Origin of the sequence: Nocardia grenadensis (assembly GCF_050942415.1) — a bacterium.
Classification (GTDB): Bacteria; Actinomycetota; Actinomycetes; order Mycobacteriales; family Mycobacteriaceae; genus Nocardia; species Nocardia grenadensis.
The window spans coordinates 5,690,497-5,709,812 of the sequence record NZ_CP192054.1 but is presented as its reverse complement, the minus strand read 5'-3'; the positions used below and the strand labels follow the sequence as shown (position 1 = coordinate 5,709,812).

Here is a 19,316-nt window from a genome sequence, read left to right as displayed (position 1 = left end):
GATCCATCACATTGCCGGTGACGGTGCGTCGCTCGCTCCGTTGACCCGGGATGTGATGACGGCCTACTCGGCGCGTACGGCGGGGGATGCCCCGGGGTGGGCGCCGTTGCCGGTGCAGTACGCGGATTACAGCATCTGGCAGCGTGAGCTGCTCGGTGACGAAGCCGACCCGGGATCGATCGCGGCCGATCAGATCGCCTATTGGCGGTCGGCGCTGGCGGGTGTGCCGGACCAGCTGGATCTGCCGATGGACCGGCCGCGTCCGGCGGTGCAGTCCTTTGCGGGTAGCCGGGTCGAGGTCGCCCTCGATGCCGAGATCCACGCCGGTCTGCAGCGGGTGGCCCAGCAGCAGAACGCGACCCTGTTCATGGTCGTGCACTCCGCCCTGGCGGTGCTGCTGTCCCGGTTGTCGGGCAGTGACGACATCACCATCGGAACGCCGGTCGCCGGTCGTGGCGAGCAGGCTCTCGATGATCTGATCGGTATGTTCGTGAACACTCTGGTGTTCCGGACCGAGCTGGAGCGTGGGGAAGCGTTCACCGATCTGCTCCGCCGGCAGCGGGAGATCGATATCGCGGCGTTCGCGCACGCGGACGTGCCGTTCGAGCGCTTGGTCGAGGTGCTGAACCCGGCCCGCTCGACCGCCCGCCACCCCTTGTTCCAGGTGAGCCTGATCTTCCAGAACCTGGCGCAGTCGAGTCTGGAACTGCCGGGCCTGACGGTGTCGGGTGTGGATATCGACACCGAGATCTCGCAGTTCGACCTGAACCTGATCCTCGGCGACACCTACGATGATTCCGGTGCGCCGCAGGGTGTTTCGGGTTATCTGACCTACGCGACGGCGTTGTTCGATCACGCCACGGTGGAAGGGTTCGTCGATCGGTTCGTGCGGTTGCTGCGGGAGATCGTCGAGGCGCCGGAGACCGCGGTCGGTGATCTGGAGATCCTGGCGCCGGTCGAGCGTGACCGCGTGCTGGCGGAGTGGAATGCCACCGAGCATGCGCTACCCGCGGGACTGTTGTTGGATGGGTTCAATGCCGCGGCAGCCGCGCATCCGGATCGGGTGGCGGTCTCGTTCGAGGGGACGAGTCTGTCCTATGGCGAGTTCGCGGGCCGGGTGAATCGGCTCGCGCGGCATTTGATCGCCGAGGGTGTGGGTCCGGAGACCCTTGTCGGGTTGCTGGTGTCGCGGTCGCTGGATCTCGTCGTGGGTATGTATGCGGTGGTGGCTGCGGGTGGTGCGTATGTGCCGTTGGATCCGGCGCATCCGGTGGAGCGGATCGGCTACATCCTGGATACGGCGTCGCCGTTGTGTGTGTTGACGACTACGGCTGATTCCGGTGCGGTGCCCGAGGGGACGGGTGTGCCGGTCCTGGAGTTGGACACTCTCGAGACCGGTGGTTACGACAGCGCGCAGGTGACCGATGCGGATCGGTTGTCGTCGGTGCGGCCGTCGAATACGGCGTATGTGATTTTCACGTCGGGTTCGACGGGGCGTCCGAAGGGTGTGGCGGTTCCGCATTCGGCGATCAGCAATCAGGTCGCGTGGATGCTGGCGGAATATCCGCTCGATGCCTCCGATGTGTACCTGCAGAAGACCGCGACGACGTTCGATGTGTCGTTGTGGGGTTATTTCCTGCCGTTGGCTGCGGGTGCGCATCTGGTGGTGGCGACGCCGGATGGTCATCGGGATACGGAGTACTTGGCGCGGGTTATTGCCGAGCAGCGGGTGACGGTGACCGACTTCGTGCCGTCGATGCTGGGTGTGTTCGCTGCCCATACTGCGGCGGGTTCTATCCCGAGTCTCGAGCATGTGTTCGTGATTGGTGAGGCGTTGCCGCCGGAGACGGTGGCGGCGATGCATGCGATCTCGGATGCGGCTGTGCATAACCTCTACGGTCCGACCGAGGCCGCGGTGTCGATCACGTATTGGCAGGCGTCCGGTGATGAGTCGGGCAGTGTGCCGATTGGTGTGCCGCAGTGGAACAGCCGTGTGTACGTGTTGGATTCCCGTCTCCAGCCGGTTCCTGCGGGTGTGGTGGGTGAGTTGTATCTCGCGGGTGATCAGTTGGCTCGTGGTTATGTGACTCGTCCGGATTTGTCAGCGGATCGGTTTGTGGCGAGCCCGTTCGATGCCGGTCAGCGGATGTACCGGACCGGTGATCTGGTGCGGTGGAGCCGGGTCGAGGCTTCGGTGGAAGGCCGTACGGCGTCTCTGCCGGTGTTGGAGTATTTGGGTCGTACCGATTTCCAGGTGAAGTTCCGTGGTCAGCGGATCGAGTTGGGGGAGATCGAGTCGGCGTTGCTGGCCCGGCCGGTGGTGAGCCAGGCTGTGGTGACGGTGGCGGCGTCGGATCTGGGTGAGCAGTTGGTCGCCTATGTGGTGCCGGCTCCGGGGGAGCAGGTCGTCTCCGCGGTGCTGCTGGATTCCCTGCGTGATGTGTTGCCGGTGTACATGGTTCCGGCCGTGGTCATGCAGTTGGATGCGTTCCCGTTGAACACCTCCGGCAAGCTGGACCGTAAAGCGCTGCCCGCTCCGGTGTTCGAGACGCGTGAATTCCGCGCCCCCTCGACCCCGATCGAGGAGATCGTCGCCGGTGTGTTCGCCGAGGTCCTCGGTGTCGAGCGGATCGGTGCGGATGACGACTTCTTCGCTCTCGGCGGTAACTCGCTGATCGCCACCCAGGTCGCGGCCCGCCTCGGCGCGGCACTGGACGCGCAGGTGCCGGTGCGGATGCTGTTCGAGGCCTCCACCGTGGCAGCGCTGGCCGCCGCGGCCGAGACCGCTACCGGTCGTGGTGGTATGCCGGTGCTGGCGCGGCGGGAACGTCCGGAGCGGGTGCCGTTGTCGTTGGCGCAGCAGCGGATGTGGTTCCTGAACCGGTTCGACGACCGGTCCGCGGCCTATAACATCCCGCTGGCGGTGCGGATGTCCGGTCACCTGGACGTGGATGCGTTGCGCGCGGCCGTCTCGGATCTGGTGGCGCGGCACGAGGTGTTGCGGACCGTGTATCCGGAGGTGGACGGTATCGGCCACCAGCAGGTGCTGCCGGCCGGTGCGGTCGATATCGCGCTCGATCCCGAGCCGGTCACCGAGGCGGAACTGCCCGCCCGCATGGTCGAATCGGCCGGGGCGCTCTTCGACGTCATGACCGAGCTCCCGTTCCGGGTGTCGCTGCTGCGCCTGGCCGAGCGCGACCACGTGCTCGTCTTCGTCGCGCATCACATCAGCGCCGACGGCTTCTCGCCGCGTCCGCTGCTCCGGGATCTCGTCGTCGCCTACAACGACCGCAGCCGCGGCGTGGCCCCGGGTTGGGAACCGCTGGCGGTGCAGTACGCCGATTACACGCTGTGGCAGCGTGAGGTGCTGGGGTCGGAGGACGACCCCGTATCGGTGGCCGCCCAGCAGATCGCCTACTGGAGCGAACAGCTGCGGGATATGCCCGATCAGCTGGACCTGCCCGCCGACCGGCCGCGGCCGGAGATCGCCTCCAATTCCGGCGCCGCCCACGATTTCGCGGTCGACGGGGAATTGCGTACCGCGCTCGAGGGGCTGGCCCGCTCGCACAACACCACCCTGTTCATGGTGGTGCATGCCGCGCTCGCCGCGTGGGCGAGCCGGTTGTCCAGCACTTCCGATATCAGCATCGGCACCCCGGTCGCGGGGCGCGGCGAGCAGGTACTCGACGATCTGGTCGGCATGTTCGTCAACACCCTGGTGTTGCGGACCGAAGTCGGCCCGGCCACGCCGTTCACCGACCTGCTGGCCGAGGTGCGCCGCACCGACCTCGCGGCCTTCGCGAACGCCGATATCCCGTTCGAGCGACTCGTCGATATCCTCAACCCGCGCCGTTCGCAGGCGCATCACCCGTTGTTCCAGGTCGTACTGACCTTCGAGGCCGCGTCGGTGGCGGATATGGCGGCGGTGTCGCTGCCCGGGCTCGACCTCGATGTCGTCGACTTCGAGACCGGTCAGTCGAAGTTCGACCTCCAGCTGACGGTCGGCACCGAGGGTGCCGCCGACGGTGGCCTGCGGATGCAGTGGGCATACGCCACCGATCTGTTCGATCCGGAGACCGTCGCCGATTTCGCCGACCGTTTCCTGCGCATCCTGCGCGCCATCGTCCAGGAGCCGGCGATGGCGGTCGGCGATATCGATCTGCTCGGTGACGCCGAGCGCCTGGACGTGGTGCGGCGGTGGGTGGAGTCCCGCGCCGACGCCGGCCCCGGGGTGTTCACCGTCGACGGCGCACCGGTCGATCTTCCGGAGACGGCCACCCTGGCCGGGCTGTTCGAGGCGGCCGCCGGTGAGCATCCGCACCGGACCGCCGCGAAGTACGGTAGTGACCAGCTCACCTACTCCGAGTTGGAGCGCCGGGCGAATGTGCTCGCGCGCCGGTTGATCTCCGAGGGCGCCGGACCGGAGGCCCAGGTCGCGGTGCTGCTGCCGCGCTCGCTGGATCTGGTGGTCGCTCTGCTCGCGGTGATCAAGTCCGGGGCCGCGTACGTGCCCGTGGACCCGGATTCCCCCGCCGACCGGATCGCCTACATCCTCCAGGACGCGCGTCCGACGACCGTAGTGCTGGACTCCTCGGTGCGGGTGGAGCTGCCCAGGGGTATCTCCCGGGTCGTGGTGGACGGTTACGCCGTGGAAGCCGGCGATATCGAGGACGCCGACGACGGCCCGATCACCGACGCCGACCGCCTGGCGCCGCTGCGTCCAGACAACACCGCCTACGTCATCTACACCTCCGGGTCCACCGGCCGCCCCAAGGGCGTCGCGGTGGCACACCGGACCGTGGTGCGGCTGTTCGCCAATACCGAGCCCGAATTCGGTTTCGGCCCCGAGGACGTATGGACCCTGTTCCACTCCTACGCCTTCGACTTCTCGGTCTGGGAGTTGTGGGGACCGCTGCTGTTCGGCGGCACGCTGGTGGTCGTCGACTACTACACCTCGCGGTCGCCGCAGCAGTTCCTGGAGTTGCTGCGCACCGAACGGGTCACCGTGCTGAACCAGACGCCCTCGGCGTTCTATCAGCTCGCCGAGGCCGATCGCACCGCGGAGGCGGAACGTCCGCTGGCGCTGCGCTACGTCGTATTCGGTGGTGAGGCACTCGAACTGCGCCGGCTCTCCGACTGGATCGCCAGGCACGGTGACGGCTCGACCGGACGCACCGCCCTGATCGGTGGCCGGGAAACCGGCTCGCCGGTGCTGGTGAACATGTACGGCATCACCGAGACCACCGTGCACGTGGCCTACCGCGCCCTGGACGCGGAGACCGTCGCCGGGGCCACCGGTAGCGTGATCGGCCGGGCGATCGCCGGGCTGAGGATCTACGTACTGGACACCCGGCTGCGGCCGGTGCCGGTCGGGGTGACGGGCGAGTTGTACATCGCGGGTGGGCAGCTCGCCCGCGGTTACCTGGATCGCCCGGACCTGACCGCGGCCCGTTTCGTGGCGAGCCCGCTGGGCGATTCCGGGACGCGGCTCTACCGCTCCGGCGACCTGGCGCGTTGGAACCGCTCCGGCGAACTCGAGTATCTGGGCCGTGCCGACGACCAGGTCAAGGTGCGCGGCTTCCGGATCGAGCTCGGTGAGATCGAGGCGGCGGTACTCGCGCAGCCCGGTGTCGCGCAGGCCGCGGTCATCGTCCGCGAGGACAACCCGGGCGATCACCGGATCGTCGGGTACGTGGTGCCGGAGCCCGGGGCCGAGGCCGGTACGGCGGCGATCCGCGAGGGTGTCGCCCAGCGGGTGCCGTCCTATATGGTGCCGTCCGCGCTGGTCGTGCTGGACCGGATCCCGTTGACCATCAACGGCAAACTGGACCGCCGTGCCCTGCCCGCGCCGGTATTCGAATCGGCGGGTTCCCGGGCGGCGTCGACCCCGATCGAGGAGATCGTGGCCGGGGTCTTCGCCGAGGTCCTCGCTACCGAACGGGTCGGTGCCGACGACGATTTCTTCGCCCTCGGTGGTAACTCGCTGATCGCGACCCAGGTCGCGGCCCGGATCGGGGCCGCACTCGATACCCAGGTCCCGGTGCGGATGCTGTTCGAGGATTCGACGGTGGCCGCGCTGGCGGCCCGGGTGGAACAGCAGGCCGGTGCCGGTGGGCGGCCGGTGCTCGCCGCCCGTCCCCGGCCCGAACGCCCGCCGCTGTCGCAGGCACAGCAGCGGATATGGTTCCTCAACCGCTTCGAACCGGAGTCCGCGGTCGACAATATTCCGATCATGCTGCGGCTCACCGGCACCGTCGATATCGCGGTGCTGCTGCAGGCGGTAGCCGATGTGATCGCCCGGCACGAATCCCTGCGGACCGTGTACCCGTCCCATGATGGTGTCGGCTATCAGCAGGTACTACCACCGGACCGCGCGGTTCCGGAAGTGGAGATCGTCGAATCGCACCGGACCGCGGTATCGGGTGCCGAACTCGGTGGCGATCTCCTCGCGTCGATCGCCGAATTCGGCTTCCGCGGCTTCGATCTGACCACCGAACTGCCGGTTCGGCTGCGGGTCTACCGCCTCACCGAGGACGACTACGTGCTGGCCGGGGTGGTGCACCATATCGCCGCCGACGGCTTCTCGATGCGGCCACTGAGCCGTGACCTGATGATCGCGTACTCGGCGCGTTCGGCCGGCGCGGCTCCGGAGTGGGAACCGATGGCCGTGCAGTACATCGACTACGCGATGTGGCAGCGCGATGTGCTCGGGTCCGATGACGATCCGGCGTCGCTGGTGTCCCAGCAGCTGGACTTCTGGCGGGCCGAACTGGACGAACTGCCCGACGAACTCCGGTTGTCCAGCCGGCCCCGGCCGGCGGTCGCCAGCGAACGGGCGGCGACGCACCGGTTCGTGGTGCCCGGCGCGGTGATCGACGAATTGAACCGGGTCGCCCAGGCGCAGGGTGTCACCTTGTTCATGCTCGTGCACAGCACGTTCGCCACCCTGCTCGCCCGGCTCAGCGGGACGAACGATATCGCCATCGGTATCCCGATCGCCGGTCGCGGCGAGCGGGTGCTCGACGAGCTGATCGGCATGTTCGTCAACACACTGGTGTTGCGGACCCGGATCGATATCGGTGCGCCGTTCACCGAGTTGCTCGCCCACGTCCGGGATCGCGATCTGGCCGCGTTCGCACACGCCGACGTGCCGTTCGAGCGTCTGGTCGAAGCCCTCAATCCGGTCCGTTCCCAGTCACGTCAGCCGCTGTTCCAGGTGATGCTCGCGTTCCAGAACCTGGGCGACACCCGACTGGAACTGCCGGGTCTGACCATGACCGGGCTGGGTGTCGATATCCCGACCACCAAATACGATATGGCGCTCACCATGGGCGACGCGGTCGACGGTGGATCGGGTATGGATGCCGAGATCCTCTACGCCACCGATCTCTTCGACGAAGACTTCGTTTCCGAGTTCGGCCGGCGATTCGTGCGGGTGCTGCACGCCGTGATCGCGGACGCGACGGTGCCGGTCGGGGATATCGAGCTCATGGCCCCGGCCGAACGGGCCCTGGTGCTCGATCGCTGGAACGCGACGGATTTCCCGGTGGAGACCGCGCTCACCGAGACCCCCGGCAATGCCACCGCCACCCTGGTTTCCCTGTTCGAGGCGCAGGTCGCCCGGACCCCGGACGAGGTCGCACTGACCTTCGAGGGGACGAATCTGTCCTACGCCGAGTTCGCGGGCCGGGTACATCGGCTGGCCCGCCGGCTCGTTCAAATGGGTGTCGGGCCCGAAGTGTATGTGGCGCTGGGTATGCAGCGCTCCTTCGATCTGGTCGTCGGTGTCTACGCGGTCGTCGTGGCCGGTGGCGCGTACATACCGTTGGATCCGGATCAGCCGGTGGAACGGCTCGGGCACATCCTCGATACGGCACGCCCGGTGTGTGTACTCACCTCCGGTACGGACCTGGACCCGGTGATCGAGCGGCAGGTGCGGATCGATCGACTGGATCTGTCCGAGTTCTCGGATGCTCCGCTTACCGACGCGGACCGGTTGCGGCCACTGCGCTCGGCCAACACCGCGTACGTGATCTTCACCTCCGGCTCGACCGGTCGTCCCAAGGGTGTCTCGGTGGCGCACACCGCGGTGGTGAACTACCTGGTCGGCGCGCACGCACGCTACGGGATGGGTGCGGCCGATGTCATGCTGCAGCGCGCCACGGTCACCTTCGACGCATCGGTCGCCGAGTTCTTCCTGCCGTTGCAGGTGGGCGCCCGGCTCGTCATCGCCCGCCCGGACGGGCACCGTGACCCCGCGTATCTCGCCGGGATCATCGCCTCCGAAGGGGTGACGACGGTGCAGTTCGTGCCGTCGATGCTGTCGGTGATCATGGCCGAGACCGGTCCCGAGGCGTGGTCGAGTCTGCGCCACATCATCGTCGGCGGCGAGGCGCTCCCCGTCGATGTTCCGCGCCGGTTGCGCAGCCTGACCAGCGCCCGGTTGCACAACCTGTACGGGCCCACCGAGGCCACGGTCGACCTCATCTACCACGAGGTGACCGAGGCCGATACGGTCTCGGTGCCGATCGGCGTCCCGGCGTTCAACACCCAGGCCTACGTGCTGGACGGACGATTGCGCCCGGTCCCGCCCGGGGTCCCGGGTGAGCTCTACCTGGCCGGCGCGCAACTGGCGCAGGGGTACGTGGACCGCGCCGATCTGACCTTCGACCGCTTCGTGGCGAACCCGTTCGGCATGAGCGTGCGGATGTACCGGACCGGCGACCTGGCGCGCTGGAATGCCGACGGTGAGCTCGAATACCTGGGCCGCACCGACTTCCAGGTGAAGCTGCGCGGTCTGCGCATCGAGCTCGGCGAGATCGAGTCGGCCCTGCTCGGGGTGGCCGAGATCGCCCAGGCCGTGGTGGTCATGCGCACCGATGAGCACACCGGTGACCAGCTGGTGGCCTATCTCGTACCGGAAACCGGCCGGGCGATCGATCCGGAGGCGGTGAAGACCACACTGCGTGGCGAACTTCCGGCCTATATGGTGCCCGCTGCCTTCGTGATGCTCGATGCGTTCCCGATGAACGCCGCCGGAAAGCTGGACCGCAAACTGCTGCCGGCGCCGGTCTTCGAGACGCGGACATTCCGGGCGCCGTCGACCCCGATCGAGGAGGTCGTGGCGTCGACGTTCGCCGAGGTGCTCGGCCTGGAGCGGGTCGGCGCGGACGACGATTTCTTCGAGCTGGGCGGTAACTCGCTGGTCGCGACCCAGGTCGCGGCCCGGATCGGGGCCGCGCTCGATATCCAGGTGACGGTGCGCGCGCTGTTCGAGGCGTCGACGGTGGCCGCGCTGGCCGTGCGGGTGGAGCAGGCCGGTGAGAAGGCGCGTCCGGCGCTGGAGGCCGGGCCGCGGCCCGAACTGGTGCCGCTGTCGTACGCGCAGCAGCGGATGTGGTTCCTGAACCAGTACGACACCTCGTCGGTGGCCTACAACCTGCCGATGGCGATCCGGCTCTCGGGTGAGCTGGATGTGGTCGCGCTGCGGGCGGCCCTGACCGATGTGCTGCGGCGGCACGAATCGCTGCGCACCTACTTCCCGGAGCGTTCCGGGGTACCGGTGCAGCTGATCGTGCCCGCGGAGCAGGTCGACCTCGGACTGGAGACGGTCGCGGTCACCGCGGACGAGCTGCCCACCGCGGTGGCGGAATTCGTGGGTGCCGGTTTCGATGTCTCCGTGGCCCCGCCGTTGCGGGCCCGGTTGATCGAGCTGACGCCGCGCGAATTCGTGCTGGTGGTGGTCGTGCACCATATCTCCGGCGACGGTTTCTCGATGGCCCCGCTGGCCCGGGACGTGATGACCGCGTACGCGGCGCGGGTCCGGGATCTGGAGCCGGGCTGGGATCAGCTGCCGGTCCAGTACGCCGACTTCACGCTGTGGCAGCGGCGGGTGCTGGGCGCCGAGGACGATACGAATTCGCCGCTGGCCCGGCAGATCGCGTTCTGGCAGCGCACCCTCGACGGCGTTCCCGACGAGCTGGCGCTGCCCCTGGACCGGCCGCGTCCGGCGGTCGCGTCCATGCGCGGCGCGACGGTGAGCGGTGAGCTGCCCGCCGAGCTGATGCGGGGCCTGGACGGATTGGCGCGCGCTCGTGGTGCGTCGATGTTCATGGTGCTGCACGCCGCGTTGGCGGCATTGCTGGCGCGCCTGTCGGGTTCGGACGATATCGCGGTGGGTACGCCGATCGCGGGTCGTGGTGAGCGTGCCCTGGACGATCTGGTCGGCATGTTCGTGAACACGCTGGTGTTGCGCACGAGTGTCGGTTCCGGTGAAACATTCGCGGAGCTGGTGGATCGGGCTCGGCAGGTCGACCTGGATGCCTTCGGTAATGCCGATGTGCCGTTCGAGCGGCTGGTGGACCTGCTGGCGCCGGAGCGTTCGCAGGCCCGCAACCCGCTGTTCCAGGTGGCGCTGTCGCTGCAGAACAACGAGCAGCCGGTGCTGGACCTGGCGGGTCTGGAGGTCTCCGGGCTGGACCTCGAGGAGGACGTGGCCCGGTTCGACCTGCAGTTCACGCTGGCCGAGAACGGGTCCGGCGGCATGACCCTGTTCCTGAACTACGCCACCGAACTGTTCGACGAGGCGACCATCCGGACCATGATCACCCGGTTCCGGCGGTTGCTGACCGCGGTGGCCGTGGATCCGGAGATCGCGCTGGGGTCGATCGAGATCCTGGACGAGGTCGAGCGCGCCGAAACCCTGTCCCGTACGGGTGGTGCGGTGGTGTCGGCTTCGACGTTGCCGGAGTTGTTGGCGGTGGCGGTGGCGGTGGATCCGTCGGCGCCGGCGGTGGTGTTCGGGGATCAGCGCCTGTCCTATGGCGAGATGGACGTGCGGTCGAATCAGCTGGCGCAGGTGCTGATCGAGCGTTGCCTGGGTGCCGAGGATTTGGTGGCGGTGGCGGTGCCGCGGTCGGCGGATTCGGTACTCGCGGAGTGGGCGGTGACCAAATCGGGTGCGGCGTTCCTGCCGATCGATCCGACCTATCCCGCGGATCGGATCGCGCATATGCTCACCGATTCCGGTGCGCCCGTGGGTATCACGGTGTCGTCGGTGCGGGCCGAGCTGCCGGATTCGGTGGACTGGCTGGTGCTCGACGAGCTCGCGCTGGACACCTATCCGGCCGGTCCGATCACTGATGCGGATCGGGTGTGGCCGTTGGCGCCGGCGAATACGGCCTATGTCATCTATACCTCGGGTTCGACGGGTCTGCCCAAGGGTGTTGTGGTCAGCCATGCGGGTTTGGCGAATTTCAGTGCCGAGCAGGTCGAGCGTTACCGGTTGAGTCCGGATTCGCGGGCGCTGGCGTTCGCGTCGCCGAGCTTCGATGCCTCGATTCTGGAGTTGTTGCTGGCGGTGGGTTCGGCGGGTGCGTTGGTGGTGGTGCCGACCGGTACTTACGGTGGTGCCGAGCTGGGTGAGCTGATCTCGCGTGAGGGTGTGACGGTCGGTTTGATCACGCCGTCGGTACTCGGATCGCTGGATCCGGCGGATCTCGCCGGGATGGAAGTGATCATCGCTGGTGGTGAGGCTATTTCGGCGGATCTGGTGGCGAAGTGGTCGATTACGCCGGAGGGTGGGGTCGAGCGTCGGTTCCACAATGCGTATGGTCCGACCGAGGCGACGGTGGCTACGAATATCAGTGGTGTCCTGCACGCCGGTGATCGGGTCACCATCGGTGGTCCGGTGCGGGGTATGCGCACCCTGGTGCTCGATGATCGCCTGAATCCGGTGCCCGAGGGTGTGGCGGGTGAGTTGTATGTCGGTGGTATCCAGCTGGCACGCGGCTACCACGCCCGTCCCGGTTTGACCGCTGAACGGTTCGTCGCCGATCCGTTCGGGGAGCCGGGTTCACGGTTGTATCGCACGGGTGATGTGGTGCGCTGGCGTCGTGACGCCGCGGGTGACCCGGCCGTGGAGTATGTGGGTCGTAATGATTTCCAGGTCAAGGTTCGTGGTTTCCGTATCGAGCTGGGTGAGATCGACGCGGCGTTGACCGCGCACGAAACCGTCGATTTCGCCGTCACCACCGGATACAAGAATGCCGCGGGCGCGGTATCGCTCGTCTCCTACGTGGTGGCCGTACCGGGCCGGTCGATCGATGCGGCCGAGGTGCGCGAGTACGTCGGGCAGCGGTTGCCCTCGTACATGGTGCCGGCGTCGGTCATGGTGCTCGACCGGGTGCCGCTGACCCCGGCGGGCAAGCTGGACCGCCGGGCGCTGCCGGAGCCGGCTTTCGAGGCCCGGGAGTTCCGGGCGCCGTCGACACCGGTCGAGCGGGTCGTGGCGGGTGTGCTCGCCGATGTGCTCGGTATGGAACGCGTCGGCGTGGATGACGATTTCTTCGCCCTCGGCGGGAACTCGCTGCTCGCGACGCAGGTCGCGGCCAGGCTCGGGGTGGCGCTGAATACGCAGGTCCCGGTGCGGACGCTGTTCGAGGCCTCCGTCGTCGGCACCCTGGCCGCCCGGCTCGAGGAGCAGGTGGGTTCCGGCGGACGTCCGGCGCTGGTGCCGCAACCGCGGCCGACCCGGGTGCTGCCGTCGGGGGAGGTCGTGGACCGGATCCCGCTGTCCCTGGCGCAGCAGCGCATGTGGTTCCTGAACTGGTTCGACGGCGGCGCCGCGGCCTACAACATCCCGCTGGTGATCCGGTTGACCGGGCACCTGGATGTGCCGGCCCTGCGGCAGGCGGTCGGCGACCTGGTGGCGCGGCACGAGGTGTTGCGGACGGTGTACCCGGAGACCGAATCCGGTCCGGCGCAGGTGGTGCTGCCGGTCTCGGGCGCGGTACCGGACCTGGAAATCCGTACGGTGGCCGCGCACGCGGTCGAGACCGTGGTGGCCGAGCTGGCGTCGGTGTCGTTCGATGTCGCCGAGCAGGTGCCGGTACAGGTGACGCTGCTGCGGATCGACGATGTGGCAGACGAATACGTGCTCGCCGCGGTGGTGCACCACATCTCCGGCGACGGTGCGTCGACGGTGCCGTTGATGCGGGATCTGATGACCGCGTACTCGGCACGCGCGGCAGGCCGGGCACCGGACTGGGCGCCGCTGGCGGTCCAGTACGCCGATTTCGCGATCTGGCAACGGAACCTGATGGGCGACGGTGCCGATCCGACATCGCTGGCACACGAACAGCTCGACTACTGGCGGTCCGCGCTGGCCGATCTGCCCGAGCAGCTGGATCTGCCGATGGACCGGCCGCGGCCGGCGACCCAGTCCTACGACGGCGGCCGAATCGAGGTGCGTATCGACGCGCGCCTGCACCAGGCGCTGCTGGACTTCGCGCGGCAGCAGGGCGCGACCCTGTTCATGGTCACGCATACCGCGTTCGCGCTGGTACTGGCCCGGTTGGCGGGCACCGACGATGTGGCGATCGGCACGCCGGTGGCCGGCCGGGGCGAGGCCGCGCTCGACGATGTGATCGGCATGTTCGTGAATACGCTGGTGTTCCGGACCCGGGTCGAGGGCGGGGAATCGTTCACTGAGCTGCTGGCGCGCCAGCGAGAGGCCGATATCGCGGCCCTCGCGCATGCCGATGTGCCGTTCGAACAGCTGGTGGAGGCGCTGAACCCGGTGCGGTCCACCGCGCGGCATCCGCTGTTCCAGGTGGGCTTCGCATTCCAGAACCTGGCGCAGGCGAGCCTGGAATTGCCGGGTCTCTCGGTCTCCGGCCTGGACGCCGGTGCCGAGGTCTCCCTGTACGACCTGAGCATGATCCTCAGCGACACCTACGACGCGACCGGTGCCGCGAAGGGTGTGAGCGGGTACCTGACCTACGCCACTGCCCTGTTCGACCCCGCGACGGTGGCGGGATTCGTGGAGCGGTACCTGCGGGTACTGGCCGGCGTCGTCGCCGATCCCGCGGCCCCGGTCGGTGAGATCGAGCTGCTCGACCCGACCGAACGCGAGCTGGTGCTGCACCGGTGGAACGCCACCGACCGGGTGATCGAGCCGGGCCTGTTGCTGGACGGGTTCGACCGCGTGGTGGCCGAAACCCCGGATCGGGTCGCGCTGACCTTCGAGGGCACCGGTCTGTCCTACGGCGAGTTCGCGCGCCGCGTGCATCGGCTGGCGCGGTGGCTGCGCGAGGCCGGGGTGGGTACGGAAACCTATGTGGCCCTGGGTATGCGCCGGTCCTTCGACCTGGTCACCGCCGCGTACGCGGTGATCGCGGCGGGCGGCGCGTATGTGCCGCTGGATCCGGACCAGCCGGTGGACCGGCTCGAGTACATTGTCGAGACGGCGCGCCCGATCTGCGTGCTGACCTCCGGCGAAGATCTCGATCCGGCGATCGCCGGTCAGGTACGTATCGACCGGCTGGAGCTGTCCGGTATCGCCGATACTCCGCTCACCGACGCCGATCGGCTCCGGCCGCTGCGGCCGGACAACACCGCGTACGCGATCTTCACCTCGGGTTCCACGGGCCGGCCGAAGGGCGTCCCGGTCTCGCACCGGGCCGTGCTCAACTACCTGGCGACCACCCGGGAACGGCACGGTCTCGGTGCCGACGATGTGCTGCTGCAGCGCACCCTGGCGACCTTCGACCCGTCCGTGGTCGAGTTCTTCATGCCGTTGCAGCTCGGCGCCCGCCTGGTCATCGCGCATTCGGAAGGCCACCGCGACGCGGCGTACCTCACCGGGCTGATCGCCACCGAAGGCGTCACGATGGCGCAGTTCGTGCCGTCGTTGCTGTCGGTGTTCCTGTCCGAATCCGATCCCGCGGCGTGGGCCGGACTGCGCAGTATCGTCGTCGGCGGTGAAGCACTGTCCGGTGATCTCGCGCGGCGGTTGCGGGAACGCACCGGCGGCGCCCGCCTGTTCAACCAGTACGGGCCCACCGAGACCACGATCGATGTCACCGCCCACGAGGTGACCGGTGCCGAAACCGGAGCCGTGCCGATCGGTGTCCCGGGTCTCAACACCCGGACCTATGTCCTCGACGACCGGTTGCGGCCGGTACCCGCGGGTGTCCAGGGCGAGCTCTACATCAGCGGTGTACAGCTGGCGCCCGGCTATCTGGCCCGGCCCGATCTGACCACCACGCGCTTCGTCGCGGACCCCTTCCACACCGGTGAGCGGATGTATCGCACCGGTGACCTGGTGCGCTGGACCGCCGCGGGCGAGGTGGAATACCTGGGCCGCAGCGACTTCCAGGTGAAACTGCACGGTCAGCGGATCGAGCCCGGTGAGATCGAGGCCGCGCTCACCGAACTGGACGCCGTCGCGCGGGCCCTGGTCATCCTGCGGCGTGCGGGGACCGGTGATCAGCTGGTCGCGTATGTGGTGCCGGCGGCCGGCGCGACGATCGACGTCGACGACCTGCGGGCCCATCTGCACGACCGGCTGCCGTCCTACATGGTGCCGTCGGCCTTCGTCGAACTCGCGGCGTTCCCGCTCAACGCCTCGGGCAAGCTGGACCGGCGGGCGTTGCCGGAACCGGTCTTCGAGGTCCAGGAATTCCGGGCGGCGTCGACGCCGATCGAGGAACTCCTGGCGGAGACCTTCGCCGAGGTCCTCGGGGTCGAGCGGATCGGCGCGGACGACGATTTCTTCGCCCTCGGCGGCGACAGCATCGTCTCCATCCAGTTGGTGTCGCGGGCCAAGGCACGCGGTGTGGTGTTCACACCGCGGCAGGTGTTCGAGAAGCGCACGGTGTCCGGCCTGGCGTCGGTCGCCGAGTTCGCGGAACCCGGTGACGCCGCGACGCGGACCCTGGCCGAGTTGCCGGGTGGCGGGGTCGGCCGGATGCCGCTCACCCCGGTGGTGCGGACCATGGTGGAGCGCTTCGGTTCGTTTGGGCGTTTCCACCAGTTGACGCCGCTGAGCCTGCCGGTCGGCGTCACCCGCGAGACCATCGCCGCGGTGGTGGGCCCGGTGCTCGACCGGCACGATATGTTGCGGTCGCGTCTGTTCGTCGTGGACGGCGAATGGGTCGTGGAGACGGCCGAGCCCGGTGCGGTCGATGTGGACGCGCTCATCGATCACACCGTGTTCGAGGCCGCCGCCACCGAGGAACAGGTGCTGGAAACGGCCTCCGCCGCAGTCGATGCCGCGTTGGACCGGATGGATCCCGGCACCGGCATGGTGGTGCGGTTCGTCTGGCTGGAACCGGATACCGCCGACCGGCCGGGATACCTTGTCGTCGTCGCGCATCACCTGGTGGTCGACGGTGTGTCCTGGCGCATCCTGCTCCCGGATTTCGTGCTGTCCGCCGGTGCGCACAGCGCCGGGCTGCTGCCCGAACTGCCTGAACCGACCACGTCGATGCGGACCTGGGCGCATGCGCTCGAGGAGCATGCGCGCAGTGCCGAGCGGGAAGCCGAACTGGAGTACTGGCGGACTGTCGCCGAGACCGCCGACCCGCTGCTGTCCGACCGCGCACTGGACCCGGCGGTGGATACCGCCGCGACGGTCGAGACCCACTCGGTGCGGGTGTCGCCCGAGGTCACCCGGGCACTGCTCACCACGGTGCCGGCGCTGTTCCACGGCGGGGTGAACGACGGTCTGCTCACCGCGCTGGTGCTGGCCACCGCCACCTGGCGGGCGCGGCGGGTGGCCGGGGCGGCGATCGATGATCCGCTGCTGGTCCGGCTCGAGGGTCACGGTCGTGAGGAAGAGGTCGTCCCCGGGGCCGACCTGTCCCACACCGTCGGCTGGTTCACCTCCGTCTTCCCGGTGCGGTTCGCGCCGGCCGGTATCGATTTCGAGGATGCGCTCGCCGGTGGGCCGGCATTGGGAGCGGCACTCAAGGCGGTGAAGGAACAGCTGCTCGCGGTGCCGGACAAGGGCATCGGCTACGGGCTGCTGCGTCATCTGAACCCGCGGACCGCGCGCGAGCTGCCGGTCGAGCTGCCGGGCCAGGTGAGCTTCAACTACCTGGGCCGATCCGCCGGTGCGAGCGAATTCTCCCCGGAGATGCGGGAATTCGGCTGGCTGCCCGCCGATATGGTGGTGGACGCGGCATTCGACGCGGATATGCCGGCGCTGGCTCTGCTGGATATCAATGCCGTCGTCGTCGGCGACGAGTTCATCGCGCGGATCGGGTATCCGACCACCCTGCTCGGTGCCGAGGAGGTCCGCGAGTTCGGTGAACTGTGGACGCGGGCGCTGGACGCGGTCGCGCGGCACGCGACTTCCGCGGGTGCCGGCGGGCACACCCCGTCCGATTTCGGCATGGTCGCGCTGTCGCAGTCCGATGTCGACGGGATCGAGCGGCGCTTCCCGGCGCCGGTCGCCGATGTATGGCCGCTGTCCTCACTACAGGCCGGCATGCTGTTCCACGCGCAGATCGCCGAGACCTCGGTGGATGTGTACACCGGCCAGGTGGTACTGACGCTGACCGGCCGGGTGGACGCCGCCCGGTTGCGTGCGGCGGCACAGGCACTGGTCGACCGGTACGACAACCTGCGTACCGCCTTCGTCACCGATCACCAGGGCAGCCCGGTGCAGGTGGTCCTGAAGGATATGCCGGTCGACTGGACCGAGTACGACCGCAGCGGCGCCGGCACGGCCGACGAGCTCATCGAGGCGGACCGGTTGCGGCGCTTCGATCTCGCCGAGCCGCCGCTGCTCCGGTTCACCTTGATCAAGACCGGAGCCGACACCTGGCAGTTCGTGGTGTCCAACCACCACATCCTGCTCGACGGCTGGTCCATGCCGCTGCTCATGCGGGATCTGCTGACGCTGTACGCGGTCCGCGGTGATGCCGCCGCGCTGCCGGCGGTCCATTCCTACCGGACCTTCCTGGCCTGGGTCGGCCGCCAGGATCTCGGAGTCTCGTTGGATGCCTGGCGGGCGGCGCTGGCGGGGGTCGAGGAACCGACCCTGCTCGCGCGCCCCGAAGCGGGCGGCTCGGAGATCACCGCGCTGTCGGGTGAGTACGTGTTCGAGCTGGACGCCGCGGCCACCGCCCGGATGACCGCGCTGGCCACCGAGGTCGGCGTAACGGCGAACACGGTGCTGCAGGTGGCGTGGTCGGTGCTGCTCGGCCGGCTGACCGGGCGTGACGATGTGCTGTTCGGCGCCACGGTCTCCGGTCGCCCGCCGGAACTGCCCGGTGTGGAGACCATGGTCGGGTTGTTCATCAACACGATCCCGGTGCGGGTGCGGTTCGACCGGAACGAGTCCGTGCGGACAGTGCTGGCCCGGGTCCAGGCCGAACAGGCCGACCTGCTGGATCACCACTATGTGGGCTTGGCGGATATCCATGCCGCGGCGGGGATGTCGGCCCTGTTCGACACCCTGCTGGTGTTCGAGTCGTATCCGGTGGATGCCGAGGGTATCCAGGCGCAGGCCACCGATATCGACGGAATGACGGTGGCCGGCCTCGACGGTATCGATGCCACGCACTACCCGCTCACCCTTGTCGCCGCCCTCGGCAATACGCTGCGGATCCGGGCCGGGTACCGGCAGGACATGTTCGACGAGGCCGAGGTGCGGCGGATCGCGGACCGGTTGGTCCGGATGCTGGACGGGATCGTCGCCGATCCGTCCGTCGCCGTCGGTGATATCGATCTGCTCGACGTGGCGGAGCGCGCACTGGTGCTGCACCGCTGGAACGCGACCGGCCGCGCGATCGGTTCCGAGCTGCTCCTGGACGAGTTCGCCGCGGCGGTCGCGGCGTACCCGGATCGGGTCGCGGTGTCGTTCGAGGGCATCGAACTGACCTATGCGGAGTTCGCGGGACGCGTCAATCGTCTCGCGCGTCATCTCATCTCCGAGGGCGTGGGGCCGGAATCGCTGGTCGGTCTGGCGCTGCGGCGCTCGGTGGATCTGGTGGTGGCCATGTACGCGGTCGTCACCGCCGGCGGCGCGTATGTGCCGGTGGATCCGGAGCACCCGGCCGAGCGGACCGCGTATGTGCTCGAGACCGCGCGACCGGTCTGTGTGCTGACCTCGACGTCCGATGCCGGTGCTGTGCCCGAGGGGACAGGTGTGCCGGTACTGGCCGTGGACGAGCTGGATCTGAGCGCGTACACGGATACGCCGCTGACCGATGTCGAGCGTCGTGCGCCGTTGCGTCCGTCGAATACGGCGTATGTGATCTTCACGTCGGGTTCGACGGGTCGCCCGAAGGGTGTGGCGGTGTCGCATGCGGCGATCGTGAACCGTTTGGTGTGGATGCAGTCCGAGTATGGTTTGGCCGCGTCGGATGTGGTGTTGCAGAAGACGCCGTCGACTTTCGATGTGTCGGTGTGGGAGTTCTTCTGGCCGTTGCAGGTGGGTGCGCGGTTGGTGGTGGCGAAGCCGGATGGGCATCGTGATCCGGAGTATTTGGCGGAGGTCATCGATGCCGAGGGCGTGTCGGTGG

The 19,316-nt window shown here is 68.4% G+C and carries 1 protein-coding gene (running past both ends of the window); it reads left to right on the top strand.

Every position in this 19,316-nt window falls within one protein-coding gene, locus ACQPYS_RS26030, for a non-ribosomal peptide synthase/polyketide synthase, read on the top strand. The gene is 63,033 nt long; 19,709 of those nucleotides lie to the left of the window and 24,008 to its right, leaving coding positions 19,710–39,025 in view (codon 6,570, partial, through codon 13,009, partial); the first codon wholly inside the window starts at window position 2. Both the start codon and the stop codon lie outside the window.